Origin of the sequence: Enterobacter sp. DTU_2021_1002640_1_SI_PRY_ASU_LCPMC_013, assembly GCF_032389435.1 — a bacterium.
GTDB lineage: Bacteria > Pseudomonadota > Gammaproteobacteria > Enterobacterales > Enterobacteriaceae > Enterobacter > Enterobacter hormaechei_C.
In genome coordinates, this window is the sequence record NZ_CP135594.1 from 239,821 (window position 1) to 253,823 (window position 14,003).

The 14,003-nt window shown below is 53.0% G+C and carries 12 protein-coding genes and 4 tRNA genes; 15 read left to right on the top strand and 1 reads right to left on the bottom strand.

From position 1 onward, the window contains the following. The first annotated feature begins 9 nt into the window (after positions 1–9). Genes dppC through dppF form a run of 3 tightly spaced genes read left to right on the top strand, consistent with a single transcriptional unit; the run spans position 10 to position 2,916 of the window. A complete protein-coding gene (gene dppC, locus RS584_RS01180; RefSeq protein WP_017383569.1) occupies positions 10–912 on the top strand; it encodes a dipeptide ABC transporter permease DppC in 903 nt (300 codons plus the stop codon). 10 nt (positions 913–922) lie between these two features. Then, positions 923–1,906 carry a dipeptide ABC transporter ATP-binding protein gene (gene dppD / locus RS584_RS01185; protein WP_315748807.1) on the top strand — a complete coding sequence of 328 codons (984 nt, stop codon included), beginning with the start codon at positions 923–925 and terminating at the stop codon, positions 1,904–1,906. After that, positions 1,903–2,916 (top strand): dipeptide ABC transporter ATP-binding subunit DppF, encoded by a 1,014-nt coding sequence (gene dppF, locus RS584_RS01190; protein WP_017383568.1) that lies wholly within the window; start codon positions 1,903–1,905, stop codon positions 2,914–2,916. Before dppD ends, dppF begins: the two co-directional genes overlap by 4 nt. A 42-nt stretch (positions 2,917–2,958) precedes the next feature. On the opposite strand, the gene coaA is transcribed toward dppF, so the two are convergent. Continuing rightward, positions 2,959–3,909: a type I pantothenate kinase gene (gene coaA, locus RS584_RS01195; protein ID WP_015569977.1), complete on the bottom strand. Its 951-nt coding sequence runs from the start codon at positions 3,907–3,909 to the stop codon at positions 2,959–2,961. A 317-nt stretch (positions 3,910–4,226) separates the two neighbouring features. Here coaA and RS584_RS01200 point away from each other — a divergent pair. The 12 genes from RS584_RS01200 (at position 4,227) to rpoB (ending at position 13,989) form a co-directional block, all read left to right on the top strand. Next, positions 4,227–4,302: transfer RNA gene (locus RS584_RS01200), tRNA-Thr, on the top strand. 8 nt (positions 4,303–4,310) lie between these two features. Continuing rightward, positions 4,311–4,395: transfer RNA gene (locus RS584_RS01205), tRNA-Tyr, on the top strand. 116 nt (positions 4,396–4,511) lie between these two features. Then, positions 4,512–4,586 (top strand) — tRNA-Gly (locus RS584_RS01210). Positions 4,587–4,592: 6 nt separating this feature from the next. After that, a tRNA-Thr gene (locus RS584_RS01215) sits at positions 4,593–4,668 on the top strand. 118 nt (positions 4,669–4,786) lie between these two features. Next, positions 4,787–5,971: an elongation factor Tu gene (gene tuf, locus RS584_RS01220; protein ID WP_014885484.1), complete on the top strand. Its 1,185-nt coding sequence runs from the start codon at positions 4,787–4,789 to the stop codon at positions 5,969–5,971. A 227-nt stretch (positions 5,972–6,198) separates the two neighbouring features. After that, positions 6,199–6,582: a preprotein translocase subunit SecE gene (gene secE / locus RS584_RS01225; protein ID WP_003862342.1), complete on the top strand. Its 384-nt coding sequence runs from the start codon at positions 6,199–6,201 to the stop codon at positions 6,580–6,582. Position 6,583: 1 nt separating this feature from the next. Then, a complete protein-coding gene (nusG, locus tag RS584_RS01230) occupies positions 6,584–7,129 on the top strand; it encodes a transcription termination/antitermination protein NusG (protein WP_003862341.1) in 546 nt (181 codons plus the stop codon). A gap of 156 nt (positions 7,130–7,285) precedes the next feature. Beyond that, on the top strand, positions 7,286–7,714 hold the full coding sequence (gene rplK / locus RS584_RS01235) for a 50S ribosomal protein L11 (protein ID WP_003862340.1): 429 nt from the start codon (positions 7,286–7,288) through the stop codon (positions 7,712–7,714). 3 nt (positions 7,715–7,717) lie between these two features. Further along, positions 7,718–8,422, top strand: coding sequence for a 50S ribosomal protein L1 (gene rplA / locus RS584_RS01240; protein ID WP_006810530.1), 705 nt, complete (start codon positions 7,718–7,720; stop codon positions 8,420–8,422). Between the two features lie 289 nt (positions 8,423–8,711). Continuing rightward, a complete protein-coding gene (gene rplJ, locus RS584_RS01245) occupies positions 8,712–9,209 on the top strand; it encodes a 50S ribosomal protein L10 (protein WP_003862338.1) in 498 nt (165 codons plus the stop codon). 66 nt (positions 9,210–9,275) lie between these two features. Continuing rightward, positions 9,276–9,641: a 50S ribosomal protein L7/L12 gene (gene rplL, locus RS584_RS01250; protein WP_002445276.1), complete on the top strand. Its 366-nt coding sequence runs from the start codon at positions 9,276–9,278 to the stop codon at positions 9,639–9,641. A gap of 319 nt (positions 9,642–9,960) precedes the next feature. After that, positions 9,961–13,989 carry a DNA-directed RNA polymerase subunit beta gene (gene rpoB / locus RS584_RS01255; protein WP_015569976.1) on the top strand — a complete coding sequence of 1,343 codons (4,029 nt, stop codon included), beginning with the start codon at positions 9,961–9,963 and terminating at the stop codon, positions 13,987–13,989. Positions 13,990–14,003: the final 14 nt, after the last annotated feature.

A 14,003-nucleotide genomic window follows, 5' to 3' on the forward strand; every position in this document is an offset into this window, starting at 1 on the left:
GGGGCCATCATGTCACAAGTTACTCAAAATAAAGTGGTCACCGCACCGGTGCCAATGACGCCGATGCAGGAGTTCTGGCACTACTTCAAGCGCAACAAAGGCGCGGTCGTCGGGCTGGTGTATGTTTCCATCATGATCCTGATTGCGGTGTTTGCGAACTTCCTTGCGCCGTATAACCCGGCTGATCAGTTCCGCGATGCGCTGCTGGCACCTCCTGCATGGCAGGACGGCGGAAGCCTGACGCACCTGCTGGGCACCGACGACGTGGGCCGCGATGTGCTGTCGCGCCTGATGTACGGCGCGCGCCTGTCGCTGCTGGTTGGCTGCCTCGTTGTCGTACTGTCGCTGATCATGGGGATCGTACTCGGCCTGGTGGCAGGCTACTTCGGCGGCATTGTTGATAACATCATCATGCGCGTCGTCGACATTATGCTGGCATTGCCAAGCCTGCTGCTGGCGCTGGTGCTGGTGGCGATCTTTGGTCCGTCGATTGGTAACGCCGCGCTTGCGCTGACGTTTGTTGCGCTACCGCATTACGTGCGTCTGACCCGTGCGGCGGTGCTGGTGGAAGTGAACCGCGACTACGTTACCGCCTCTCGCGTGGCGGGTGCTGGTGCGATGCGTCAGATGTTTATCAATATTTTCCCAAACTGCCTTGCGCCGCTGATTGTTCAGGCGTCGCTCGGTTTCTCTAACGCCATTCTTGATATGGCCGCTCTTGGCTTCCTTGGCATGGGTGCGCAGCCGCCAACACCGGAGTGGGGCACCATGCTCTCCGACGTGTTGCAGTTCGCGCAAAGCGCCTGGTGGGTCGTCACCTTCCCGGGTCTGGCGATTCTGCTGACGGTGCTGGCATTTAACCTGATGGGTGACGGTCTGCGTGATGCACTTGATCCCAAACTGAAGCAGTAAGAGGCACGAGATGGCGTTATTAAATGTAGATAAATTATCCGTGCACTTTGGCGACGAAGGCACACCGTTTCGCGCCGTGGACCGTATCAGCTACAGCGTAAATCAGGGCGAAGTGGTCGGGATTGTAGGAGAGTCGGGCTCCGGTAAGTCAGTGAGTTCGCTGGCGATTATGGGGCTGATTGACTACCCCGGCCGCGTGATGGCGGAAAATCTGGAGTTCAACGGTCAGGATCTGAAGCGCATTTCCGAAAAACAGCGCCGCCAGCTGGTGGGCGCGGAAGTGGCGATGATCTTCCAGGACCCCATGACCAGCCTGAACCCGTGCTACACCGTGGGTTTCCAGATTATGGAAGCCATTAAGGTGCATCAGGGCGGCAACAAGAAAACCCGTCGCCAGCGTGCTATCGATCTGCTGACGCAGGTGGGTATTCCCGATCCGGCATCGCGTCTGGACGTTTACCCGCATCAGCTTTCCGGCGGCATGAGCCAGCGCGTGATGATCGCCATGGCGATTGCCTGTCGACCAAAACTGCTGATTGCGGATGAACCAACTACCGCGCTGGACGTGACCATCCAGGCGCAAATCATCGAGCTGCTGCTGGAGTTGCAGCAGAAAGAGAATATGGCGCTGGTGCTGATTACGCACGACCTGGCGCTGGTGGCGGAAGCGGCACACAAAATCATCGTGATGTACGCGGGTCAGGTGGTGGAGACCGGAAGTTCGCACGATATCTTCCGCGCGCCGCGTCATCCGTATACGCAGGCGTTACTGCGCGCGCTGCCGGAGTTTGCCCAGGACAAAGCGCGTCTGGCGTCACTGCCGGGTGTGGTTCCGGGTAAATATGACCGTCCGCAGGGCTGCCTGCTGAATCCGCGCTGCCCGTATGCGACGGATAAATGCCGTGCCGAGGAGCCAGAGCTGAATCTGCTGGACGATGGTCGGCAGTCAAAATGCCACTACCCACTCGATGATGCCGGGAGGCCAACACTATGAGTACGCACGAGGCCACCACGCAACAGCCGCTGTTGCAGGCTATCGACCTGAAAAAACATTACCCGGTGAAGAAGGGGATTTTTGCCCCCGAGCGCCTGGTAAAAGCGCTGGACGGCGTCTCCTTCAGCCTTGAACGCGGTAAAACGCTGGCGGTCGTCGGGGAGTCGGGCTGTGGAAAATCCACGCTGGGCCGTCTGCTGACGATGATCGAAACGCCAACCGGCGGCGAGCTTTACTATCAGGGCCAGGATCTTCTCAAGCACGATCCGCAGGCGCAGAAGCTACGTCGCCAGAAAATCCAGATTGTGTTCCAGAACCCGTACGGTTCTTTAAACCCGCGTAAAAAAGTGGGGCAGATTCTGGAAGAGCCGCTGCTGATTAACAGCAATCTGAGCAAAGAGCAGCGTCGTGAAAAAGCGCTGGCGATGATGGCGAAGGTGGGGCTTAAAACCGAGCATTACGATCGCTACCCGCATATGTTCTCTGGCGGTCAGCGTCAGCGTATTGCCATCGCCCGTGGGCTGATGCTTGACCCGGACGTGGTGATTGCCGATGAGCCGGTCTCAGCGCTTGACGTGTCCGTTCGCGCGCAGGTGCTTAACCTGATGATGGATTTACAGCAGGATCTGGGACTGTCGTACGTCTTCATCTCCCATGACCTGTCCGTGGTTGAGCACATTGCCGATGAGGTGATGGTGATGTATCTGGGACGCTGCGTGGAGAAGGGGACGAAAGATCAGATCTTTACTAACCCGCGTCATCCGTATACGCAGGCGTTGCTGTCTGCAACGCCGAGACTGAACCCGGATGACCGCCGGGAGCGCATTAAGCTGACCGGCGAGTTGCCAAGCCCGCTTAACCCGCCGCCGGGATGTGCGTTCAACGCCCGCTGCCGTCGCCGCTTCGGCCCGTGCACGCAGTTGCAGCCACAACTGAAGGATTATGGCGGACAGCTGGTGGCCTGCTTCGCGGTCGATCAGGATGAAAACGGCGAAAAGCCGCAGGCATAAAGAAAAAAACCGGCGATAAGCCGGTTTTTTTACGTCTGAGGTCTACTTCCGTAAACGAATCTGGTCAACGGCGTGTTTCTCACTCTTGGTGAGGATCAGGCTTGCACGTTCGCGCGTCGGCAGGATGTTCTCTTTGAGGTTGACGTAGTTGATCTCATTCCACAGCCCGGTCGCCACGCTGATAGCCTCTTCTTCAGAGAGCTGGGCGTAGTTGTGGAAGTAGGAATCCGGGTCGGTGAACGCGCCTTCGCGGAACTTCAGGAAGCGGTTGATATACCAGCGTTGCAGCAAATCTTCCGGCGCATCGACATAAATTGAGAAATCGACAAAGTCAGAGACAAACACATGATGTGGATCGTGAGGATAATCCATCCCGCTTTGCAGGACGTTTAAGCCTTCCAGAATCAGGATGTCGGGCTGCACAACCGTTTTGTCGCCATCCGGGATGCGGTCGTAGATCAGATGCGAGTATACCGGCGCGGTAACGTGAGGTACGCCCGATTTCAAATCAGAGACAAACTTTACCAGGCGGTGCATATCATAAGAGAGCGGGAAGCCCTTCTTCTTCATCAGGCCGCGTTCTTTCAACACCTCGTTGGGATGCAGGAAGCCGTCGGTGGTGATCAACTCCACACTGCGGTGTTCCGGCCAGCGGCTCAGCAGCGCCTGTAGCACGCGCGCGGTGGTACTTTTACCCACTGCCACGCTGCCCGCAATACTGATGATATAAGGAATACGTTGACCGTTCGTGCCGAGGAACTGTTCCAGTACGGCCTGACGACGCAAATTGGAGCTGATATAGAAGTTAAGCAAGCGAGAGAGGGGGAGATAGATTTCTGCCACCTCTTCCAGGGAGAGATCTTCGTTTATCCCTTTTAGCCGTGCGATTTCACCTTCCGTCAGTGTCATAGGGACGGAGTCACGCAGGGCTGCCCACTGGCTACGGTTAAACTGAAGATAGGGCGTCATTAACGTTTGCTCTTTTTTGCTCATAAGCATGCTTCTGTGAACCATCACGAAACGGCGGGTGCGGGCTCATCACATAGTTAATTTTGGACAATGGGCAGGAGGTTAACACCAGATGAGAGGAATAATAAGAAAAAATATGGGAAAGCGATGCTTAACCGGGCAGGCATCACCTGGGGCTATAGCATGCCGAAATCAGGCGTTCATGTTGAATTTTTAACCGTGAACGGATGAATTTACAGCGGTTAGCCCAGGTTTCGAATAAAATGTGAGCGAAAGAACGTTTTATGCAATTTTTTAGTTGCATGACTGCGCAGGTCTCCATAGAATGCGCGCTACTTGATGCCGACTTAGCTCAGTAGGTAGAGCAACTGACTTGTAATCAGTAGGTCACCAGTTCGATTCCGGTAGTCGGCACCATCAAGTCCGGTGGGGTTCCCGAGCGGCCAAAGGGAGCAGACTGTAAATCTGCCGTCACAGACTTCGAAGGTTCGAATCCTTCCCCCACCACCACTTTCTGGCAGCGTCAACGCCGCCGGAGCTGGTTGGAAAAATTGACCAGCTCGAACAGAAAAGAGAGAAATCTCTTTTTTTGTTACAGAAAGAACTGGGTAGCCGAGTTTCAGGATGCGGGCATCGTATAATGGCTATTACCTCAGCCTTCCAAGCTGATGATGCGGGTTCGATTCCCGCTGCCCGCTCCAATACGTGCTGATATGGCTCAGTTGGTAGAGCGCACCCTTGGTAAGGGTGAGGTCCCCAGTTCGACTCTGGGTATCAGCACCACTTCACTTCTCCCTCCCTTTCTCTCTGTTTCAATGTAAATGTATTCAACAGTTCAGGCATTTTCGCCTGGTTGATGTGGTGATATCACCGATTTATCCGTGTCTTAGAGGGACAATCGATGTCTAAAGAAAAGTTTGAACGTACAAAACCGCACGTTAACGTCGGTACTATCGGCCACGTTGACCATGGTAAAACAACGCTGACCGCTGCAATCACTACCGTACTGGCTAAAACCTACGGCGGTGCTGCTCGTGCTTTCGACCAGATCGATAACGCACCAGAAGAAAAAGCTCGTGGTATCACCATCAACACCTCTCACGTTGAGTATGACACCCCGACTCGCCACTACGCACACGTAGACTGCCCAGGCCACGCCGACTATGTTAAAAACATGATCACCGGTGCTGCGCAGATGGACGGCGCGATCCTGGTTGTTGCTGCGACTGACGGCCCTATGCCTCAGACTCGTGAGCACATCCTGCTGGGTCGTCAGGTAGGCGTTCCTTACATCATCGTGTTCCTGAACAAATGCGACATGGTTGATGACGAAGAGCTGCTGGAACTGGTAGAGATGGAAGTTCGTGAACTGCTGTCTCAGTACGATTTCCCAGGCGACGACACTCCAATCGTTCGTGGTTCCGCGCTGAAAGCGCTGGAAGGCGACGCAGAGTGGGAAGCGAAAATCATCGAACTGGCTGGCTACCTGGATTCTTACATCCCAGAACCAGAGCGTGCGATTGACAAGCCATTCCTGCTGCCAATCGAAGACGTATTCTCCATCTCCGGTCGTGGTACCGTTGTTACCGGTCGTGTAGAGCGCGGTATCATCAAAGTAGGTGAAGAAGTTGAAATCGTTGGTATCAAAGAGACTGCGAAGTCTACCTGTACTGGCGTTGAAATGTTCCGCAAACTGCTGGACGAAGGCCGTGCTGGTGAGAACGTTGGTGTTCTGCTGCGTGGTATCAAACGTGAAGAAATCGAACGCGGTCAGGTTCTGGCGAAGCCAGGCTCAATCAAGCCACACACCAAGTTCGAATCTGAAGTGTACATTCTGTCCAAAGACGAAGGCGGCCGTCATACTCCGTTCTTCAAAGGCTACCGTCCACAGTTCTACTTCCGTACAACTGACGTGACCGGTACCATCGAACTGCCAGAAGGCGTAGAGATGGTAATGCCAGGCGACAACATCAAGATGGTTGTGACGCTGATCCACCCAATCGCGATGGACGACGGTCTGCGTTTCGCAATCCGTGAAGGCGGCCGTACCGTTGGCGCGGGCGTTGTTGCTAAAGTTCTCGGCTAATCGCTGATAACATTTGACGCAATGCGCAATAAAAGGGCATCATTTGATGCCCTTTTTGCACGCTTTCACATCAGAACCTGGCTCATCAGTGATTAATTTTGTCATAATCATTGCTGAGACAGGCTCTGCGGAGAGCGTATAATACGAAAAGCGAATAGCATTTCGATTGGTTTGCCTCGCACACGCGGGGTGAAAATGTTTGTAGAATACTTCTGACAGGTTGGTTTATGAGTGCGAATACCGAAGCTCAAGGGAGCGGGCGCGGCCTGGAAGCGATGAAATGGGTAGTTGTAGCCGTGCTGCTGATTGTGGCGATTGTCGGCAACTATCTTTATCGTGACATGATGCTGCCGCTACGCGCGCTTGCAGTGGTAATTCTGATTGCTGCGGCGGGTGGTGTCGCGCTGTTGACGACGAAAGGCAAAGCGACCGTTGCGTTTGCCCGCGAAGCGCGTACCGAGGTCCGCAAGGTCATTTGGCCGACTCGCCAGGAAACATTGCACACCACGCTGATTGTAGCGGCGGTAACCGCTGTAATGTCACTGATCCTGTGGGGACTGGATGGTATTCTGGTTCGCCTGGTATCCTTTATCACTGGCCTGAGGTTCTGAGATGTCTGAAGCCCCTAAAAAGCGCTGGTACGTCGTTCAGGCGTTTTCCGGTTTTGAAGGCCGCGTAGCTACGTCGCTGCGTGAGCATATCAAATTACACAATATGGAAGAGTTATTTGGCGAAGTTATGGTTCCGACCGAAGAAGTGGTTGAGATCCGTGGCGGCCAACGTCGCAAAAGCGAGCGTAAATTCTTCCCAGGTTACGTGCTGGTTCAGATGGTGATGAACGACGCGAGCTGGCACCTGGTGCGCAGCGTACCACGCGTGATGGGCTTTATCGGCGGCACATCTGACCGTCCGGCGCCAATCAGCGACAAAGAAGTTGATGCGATTATGAACCGCCTCCAGCAGGTTGGTGATAAACCGCGTCCGAAAACGCTGTTTGAACCGGGTGAGATGGTTCGTGTTAACGACGGTCCGTTTGCTGACTTCAATGGCGTCGTCGAAGAAGTGGACTACGAGAAGTCCCGCCTGAAAGTTTCCGTTTCTATCTTTGGTCGTGCGACCCCGGTAGAGCTGGACTTTGCTCAGGTAGAAAAAGCCTAAGCAGCGATCAAAAAAGCGACGATTTAATCGTTGCACAGGGCGCGAGATTGGAATACAATTTCGCGCCTTTTGTTTTTATGGGTCCCGACCCGTAAAACGAATTTTATTCACGGGGAGCCTCTCCGAGGCGTTATTACCCAATCAGAGGATTTTAGAATGGCTAAGAAAGTACAAGCCTACGTCAAGCTGCAGGTTGCAGCAGGTATGGCGAACCCAAGTCCACCAGTTGGTCCAGCTCTGGGTCAGCAGGGTGTGAACATCATGGAATTCTGTAAAGCGTTCAACGCCAAAACTGAATCCATGGAAAAAGGTCTGCCAATCCCAGTTGTAATCACTGTTTACGCTGACCGTTCTTTCACTTTCGTTACCAAAACCCCTCCAGCAGCAGTTCTGCTGAAGAAAGCAGCGGGCATCAAGTCTGGTTCCGGTAAGCCGAACAAAGACAAAGTGGGTAAAATTTCCCGCGCTCAGTTGCAGGAAATCGCGCAGACCAAAGCTGCCGACATGACTGGTTCCGACATTGAAGCGATGACTCGCTCCATCGAAGGTACTGCACGTTCCATGGGCCTGGTAGTGGAGGACTAAGAAATGGCTAAACTGACCAAGCGCATGTCCGTGATCCGTGACAAAGTTGATGCGACCAAACAGTACGACATCAACGAAGCTATCGCTCTGCTGAAAGAACTGGCAACTGCTAAGTTCGTTGAAAGCGTTGACGTTGCCGTTAACCTGGGCATCGACGCTCGTAAATCCGATCAGAACGTTCGTGGTGCAACTGTACTGCCACACGGTACTGGCCGTTCCGTACGCGTAGCTGTATTTGCTCAGGGTGCAAACGCTGAAGCTGCTAAAGCTGCCGGCGCTGAACTGGTAGGTATGGAAGATCTGGCTGATCAGATCAAGAAAGGCGAAATGAACTTTGACGTTGTTATTGCTTCTCCAGATGCAATGCGCGTTGTTGGCCAGCTGGGCCAGGTTCTGGGTCCACGCGGTCTGATGCCAAACCCGAAAGTGGGTACTGTAACCCCTAACGTTGCTGAAGCGGTTAAGAACGCTAAAGCAGGTCAGGTTCGTTACCGTAACGACAAAAACGGCATCATCCACACCACCATCGGTAAAGTGGACTTTGACGCTGACAAACTGAAAGAAAACCTGGAAGCTCTGCTGGTTGCGCTGAAAAAAGCAAAACCAACTCAGGCGAAAGGCGTGTACATCAAGAAAGTTAGCATCTCCACCACCATGGGTGCAGGTGTTGCAGTTGACCAGGCTGGCCTGAGCGCTGCTGCAAACTAATGCCTTTACGTGGGCGGTGATTTTGTCTACAATCTTACCCCCACGTTTGCTAACAAAAGTTAGCGGCTAAAAGAATTGTTCGTTGGAGCCTGGCCTATCCAGGCCTCCGTCGAAGACCGCAGGTGTTTCGCAAGAAACTTAATCCCCTGCGTAGACGGTGACAGAACGCTAAGATTATTTTAAATACTCTGGCTTGTTTCTGCTCACCGTATTAAGACGCTCTTCCCGTTGGGTTGAGTGAAGTGAGTTCCGGAACATGAGTTCCGGCAAACATCCAGGAGCAAAGCTAATGGCTTTAAATCTTCAAGACAAACAAGCGATTGTTGCTGAAGTCAGCGAAGTAGCCAAAGGCGCGCTGTCTGCAGTAGTTGCGGATTCCCGTGGCGTTACTGTAGACAAAATGACTGAACTGCGTAAAGCAGGTCGTGAAGCTGGCGTATACATGCGTGTTGTTCGTAACACCCTGCTGCGTCGCGTAGTTGAAGGTACTCAGTTCGAGTGCCTGAAAGACACGTTTGTTGGTCCGACCCTGATTGCATACTCTATGGAACACCCGGGCGCTGCTGCTCGTCTGTTCAAAGAGTTCGCGAAAGCGAATGCAAAATTTGAGGTCAAAGCTGCAGCCTTTGAAGGTGAGTTGATCCCGGCATCGCAAATCGATCGCCTGGCAACCCTGCCGACCTACGAAGAAGCAATTGCACGCCTGATGGCAACCATGAAAGAAGCTGCGGCTGGCAAACTGGTTCGCACTCTGGCTGCTGTACGCGATGCGAAAGAAGCTGCTTAATCGCAGTTATCTTTATAAAGCATTTGCTTACGTATAAACTTATTCTGATTTTCAGGAACAATTTAAATGTCTATCACTAAAGATCAAATCATTGAAGCAGTAGCAGCTATGTCCGTAATGGACGTTGTAGAGCTGGTTTCTGCAATGGAAGAAAAATTCGGTGTTTCTGCTGCTGCTGCTGTAGCTGTAGCTGCGGGCCCGGCTGAAGCTGCTGAAGAAAAAACTGAATTCGACGTAATTCTGAAAGCTGCTGGCGCGAACAAAGTTGCTGTAATCAAAGCAGTACGTGGCGCAACTGGCCTGGGTCTGAAAGAAGCTAAAGACCTGGTAGAATCTGCTCCAGCTGCGCTGAAAGAAGGCGTGAGCAAAGACGACGCAGAAGCACTGAAAAAATCTCTGGAAGAAGCTGGCGCTGAAGTTGAAGTTAAATAAGCCAACTTTTCTGGTTGCAGCCTAAGGAATTAGGCTGATGGCTGGTGACTTTTTAGTCACCAGCCTTTTTGCGCTGTAAGGCATCAGCAGCATTTCACACTGTTTGACTGCTGGTTGTCCTGACAATGCTTGTTTCTATCGACGACTTAATATACTGCGACAGGGTGCTCGCTCTGTGTAAATCGCAATGAAATGGTTTAAGCGTGATAGCAACAGGTATTGCGGAAAGTATTCAATTTTCCGGTCCACAAAATGGTGTTGCACAAACTGTCCCTTCGTCGGACAGATGGGTCGACTTGTCAGCGAGCTGAGGAACCCTATGGTTTACTCCTATACCGAGAAAAAACGTATTCGTAAGGATTTTGGTAAACGTCCACAAGTTCTGGACATTCCATATCTCCTTTCTATCCAGCTTGACTCGTTCCAGAAGTTTATCGAGCAAGATCCTGAAGGGCAGTACGGCCTGGAAGCAGCCTTCCGTTCCGTGTTCCCGATTCAGAGCTACAGCGGTAATTCCGAGCTGCAGTACGTCAGCTACCGCCTTGGCGAACCGGTGTTTGACGTTCAGGAATGTCAGATCCGTGGCGTGACCTATTCCGCACCGCTGCGCGTAAAACTGCGTCTGGTGATCTACGAGCGCGAAGCGCCGGAAGGCACCGTAAAAGACATTAAAGAACAAGAAGTCTACATGGGTGAAATTCCACTCATGACGGACAACGGTACTTTTGTTATCAACGGTACTGAGCGTGTTATCGTTTCCCAGCTGCACCGTAGCCCGGGCGTCTTCTTCGACAGCGATAAAGGTAAAACGCACTCTTCCGGTAAAGTACTGTATAACGCACGCATCATTCCTTACCGTGGTTCATGGCTGGACTTCGAATTCGATCCAAAAGACAACCTGTTTGTCCGTATCGACCGTCGTCGTAAGCTGCCTGCAACCATCATCCTGCGTGCACTGAACTATACCACTGAGCAGATCCTGGACCTGTTCTTTGAGAAAGTGATCTTTGAAATCCGCGACAACAAGTTGCAGATGGAGTTGGTGCCGGAACGTCTGCGTGGTGAGACCGCGTCGTTCGACATCGAAGCCGACGGCAAAGTGTATGTGGAAAAAGGTCGCCGTATCACCGCGCGCCACATCCGCCAGCTGGAAAAAGATGATATCAAACACATCGAAGTTCCGGTTGAATACATTGCAGGAAAAGTAGCCGCGAAAGATTACGTTGATGAATCAACTGGCGAGCTGATCTGCCCGGCGAACATGGAGCTGAGCCTGGATCTGCTGGCTAAGCTGAGCCAGTCTGGCCACAAACGTATCGAAACGCTGTTCACCAACGATCTGGACCACGGTCCGTACATCTCTGAGACTGTACGCGTCGACCCAACCAACGATCGTCTGAGCGCGCTGGTCGAAATCTACCGCATGATGCGTCCTGGTGAGCCACCAACTCGCGAAGCGGCTGAAAGCCTGTTCGAGAACCTGTTCTTCTCCGAAGACCGCTACGATCTGTCCGCGGTTGGTCGTATGAAGTTCAACCGTTCTCTGCTGCGCGACGAGATCGAAGGTTCCGGTATCCTGAGCAAAGACGACATCATTGAAGTGATGAAGAAGCTCATCGATATCCGTAACGGTAAAGGCGAAGTGGACGATATCGACCACCTCGGCAACCGTCGTATCCGTTCCGTAGGCGAAATGGCGGAAAACCAGTTCCGCGTTGGCCTGGTACGTGTAGAGCGTGCGGTGAAAGAGCGTCTGTCTCTGGGCGATCTGGATACCCTGATGCCTCAGGATATGATCAATGCGAAGCCGATTTCTGCGGCAGTGAAAGAGTTCTTCGGTTCCAGCCAGCTGTCTCAGTTCATGGACCAGAACAACCCGCTGTCTGAGATCACGCACAAACGTCGTATCTCCGCACTCGGCCCGGGCGGTCTGACCCGTGAACGTGCAGGCTTTGAAGTTCGAGACGTACACCCGACTCACTACGGTCGCGTATGTCCAATCGAAACGCCTGAAGGTCCAAACATCGGTCTGATCAACTCCCTGTCCGTGTACGCACAGACGAACGAATACGGTTTCCTCGAGACCCCGTATCGTAAAGTGACCGACGGTGTTGTTACTGACGAAATTCATTACCTGTCTGCTATTGAAGAAGGCAACTACGTTATCGCTCAGGCGAACTCCAACCTGGATGACGAAGGCCACTTTGTAGAAGATCTGGTTACCTGCCGTAGCAAAGGCGAATCCAGCTTGTTCAGCCGCGACCAGGTTGACTACATGGACGTATCCACCCAGCAGGTGGTATCCGTCGGTGCGTCCCTGATCCCGTTCCTGGAACACGATGACGCCAACCGTGCATTGATGGGTGCGAACATGCAACGTCAGGCCGTTCCAACTCTGCGTGCTGATAAGCCGCTGGTTGGTACCGGTATGGAACGTGCTGTTGCCGTTGACTCTGGTGTTACAGCAGTTGCTAAGCGTGGCGGTACCGTTCAGTACGTTGACGCATCCCGTATCGTTATCAAAGTTAACGAAGACGAGATGTATCCGGGCGAAGCGGGTATCGACATCTACAACCTGACCAAATACACCCGTTCTAACCAGAACACCTGTATCAACCAGATGCCATGTGTGTCTCTGGGTGAGCCAGTTGAGCGCGGCGACGTGCTGGCAGACGGTCCGTCCACCGACCTCGGTGAACTGGCGCTCGGTCAGAACATGCGCGTAGCGTTCATGCCGTGGAACGGTTACAACTTCGAAGACTCCATCCTCGTCTCCGAGCGTGTGGTTCAGGAAGATCGTTTCACCACCATCCACATTCAGGAACTGGCCTGTGTGTCCCGTGACACCAAGCTGGGGCCAGAAGAGATCACTGCCGACATCCCTAATGTGGGTGAAGCTGCGCTCTCTAAACTGGATGAATCCGGTATTGTTTACATCGGTGCGGAAGTGACCGGCGGTGACATTCTGGTTGGTAAGGTCACGCCGAAAGGCGAAACCCAGCTGACGCCAGAAGAGAAACTGCTGCGTGCTATCTTCGGTGAGAAAGCGTCTGACGTTAAAGACTCTTCTCTGCGCGTACCAAACGGTGTTTCCGGTACGGTTATCGACGTTCAGGTCTTCACCCGTGACGGCGTTGAGAAAGATAAGCGTGCGCTGGAAATCGAAGAGATGCAGCTCAAACAGGCTAAGAAAGACCTGTCTGAAGAACTGCAAATCCTCGAAGCAGGTCTGTTCAGCCGTATCTATGCGGTGCTGGTTGCCGGTGGCGTTGAAGCTGAGAAGCTCGACAAACTGCCACGCGATCGCTGGCTGGAACTGGGCCTGACCGACGAAGAGAAACAGAATCAGCTGGAACAGCTGGCTGAGCAGTATGACGAACTGAAACACGAGTTCGAGAAAAAACTCGAAGCGAAACGCCGTAAAATCACTCAGGGCGACGATCTGGCACCAGGCGTGCTGAAGATTGTTAAGGTGTATCTGGCTGTTAAACGTCAGATCCAGCCTGGTGATAAGATGGCAGGTCGTCACGGTAACAAGGGTGTTATCTCTAAGATCAACCCGATCGAAGATATGCCGCACGATGCTAACGGTACGCCGGTAGATATCGTACTGAACCCACTGGGCGTACCGTCTCGTATGAACATCGGTCAGATTCTGGAAACCCACCTGGGTATGGCTGCGAAAGGTATCGGCGATAAGATCAACGCCATGCTGAAACAGCAGCAGGAAGTCGCGAAACTGCGCGAGTTCATCCAGCGTGCCTACGATCTGGGTACCGACGTTCGTCAGAAAGTCGACCTGAACACCTTCAGCGATGAAGAAGTGCTGCGTCTGGCAGAGAACCTGCGCAAAGGTATGCCAATTGCAACGCCGGTATTCGACGGTGCAAAAGAAGCTGAAATTAAAGAGCTGCTGCAACTGGGTGGTCTGCCAACATCTGGTCAGATTACGCTGTTTGACGGCCGTACCGGTGAACAGTTCGAGCGTCCGGTAACCGTAGGTTACATGTACATGCTGAAACTGAACCACCTGGTCGACGACAAGATGCACGCTCGTTCTACCGGTTCTTACAGCCTGGTTACTCAGCAGCCGCTGGGTGGTAAGGCTCAGTTCGGTGGTCAGCGCTTCGGGGAGATGGAAGTGTGGGCGCTGGAAGCATACGGCGCAGCATACACCTTGCAGGAAATGCTCACCGTTAAGTCTGATGACGTGAACGGTCGTACTAAGATGTATAAGAACATCGTAGACGGCAACCATCAGATGGAACCGGGCATGCCAGAATCCTTCAACGTACTGTTGAAAGAGATTCGTTCGCTGGGTATCAACATCGAACTGGAAGACGAGTAATTCTCGCTCAAACA

What these genes read in the sequence shown, in the direction of transcription:
- dppC (WP_017383569.1), top strand. Translation starts at nt 10, where the DNA reads ATGTCACAAGTTACTCAAAATAAAGTGGTCACCGCACCGGTGCCAATG.
- dppD (WP_315748807.1), top strand. Translation starts at nt 923, where the DNA reads ATGGCGTTATTAAATGTAGATAAATTATCCGTGCACTTTGGCGACGAA.
- dppF (WP_017383568.1), top strand. Translation starts at nt 1,903, where the DNA reads ATGAGTACGCACGAGGCCACCACGCAACAGCCGCTGTTGCAGGCTATC.
- coaA (WP_015569977.1), bottom strand. Translation starts at nt 3,909, where the DNA reads ATGAGCAAAAAAGAGCAAACGTTAATGACGCCCTATCTTCAGTTTAAC.
- tuf (WP_014885484.1), top strand. Translation starts at nt 4,787, where the DNA reads ATGTCTAAAGAAAAGTTTGAACGTACAAAACCGCACGTTAACGTCGGT.
- secE (WP_003862342.1), top strand. Translation starts at nt 6,199, where the DNA reads ATGAGTGCGAATACCGAAGCTCAAGGGAGCGGGCGCGGCCTGGAAGCG.
- nusG (WP_003862341.1), top strand. Translation starts at nt 6,584, where the DNA reads ATGTCTGAAGCCCCTAAAAAGCGCTGGTACGTCGTTCAGGCGTTTTCC.
- rplK (WP_003862340.1), top strand. Translation starts at nt 7,286, where the DNA reads ATGGCTAAGAAAGTACAAGCCTACGTCAAGCTGCAGGTTGCAGCAGGT.
- rplA (WP_006810530.1), top strand. Translation starts at nt 7,718, where the DNA reads ATGGCTAAACTGACCAAGCGCATGTCCGTGATCCGTGACAAAGTTGAT.
- rplJ (WP_003862338.1), top strand. Translation starts at nt 8,712, where the DNA reads ATGGCTTTAAATCTTCAAGACAAACAAGCGATTGTTGCTGAAGTCAGC.
- rplL (WP_002445276.1), top strand. Translation starts at nt 9,276, where the DNA reads ATGTCTATCACTAAAGATCAAATCATTGAAGCAGTAGCAGCTATGTCC.
- rpoB (WP_015569976.1), top strand. Translation starts at nt 9,961, where the DNA reads ATGGTTTACTCCTATACCGAGAAAAAACGTATTCGTAAGGATTTTGGT.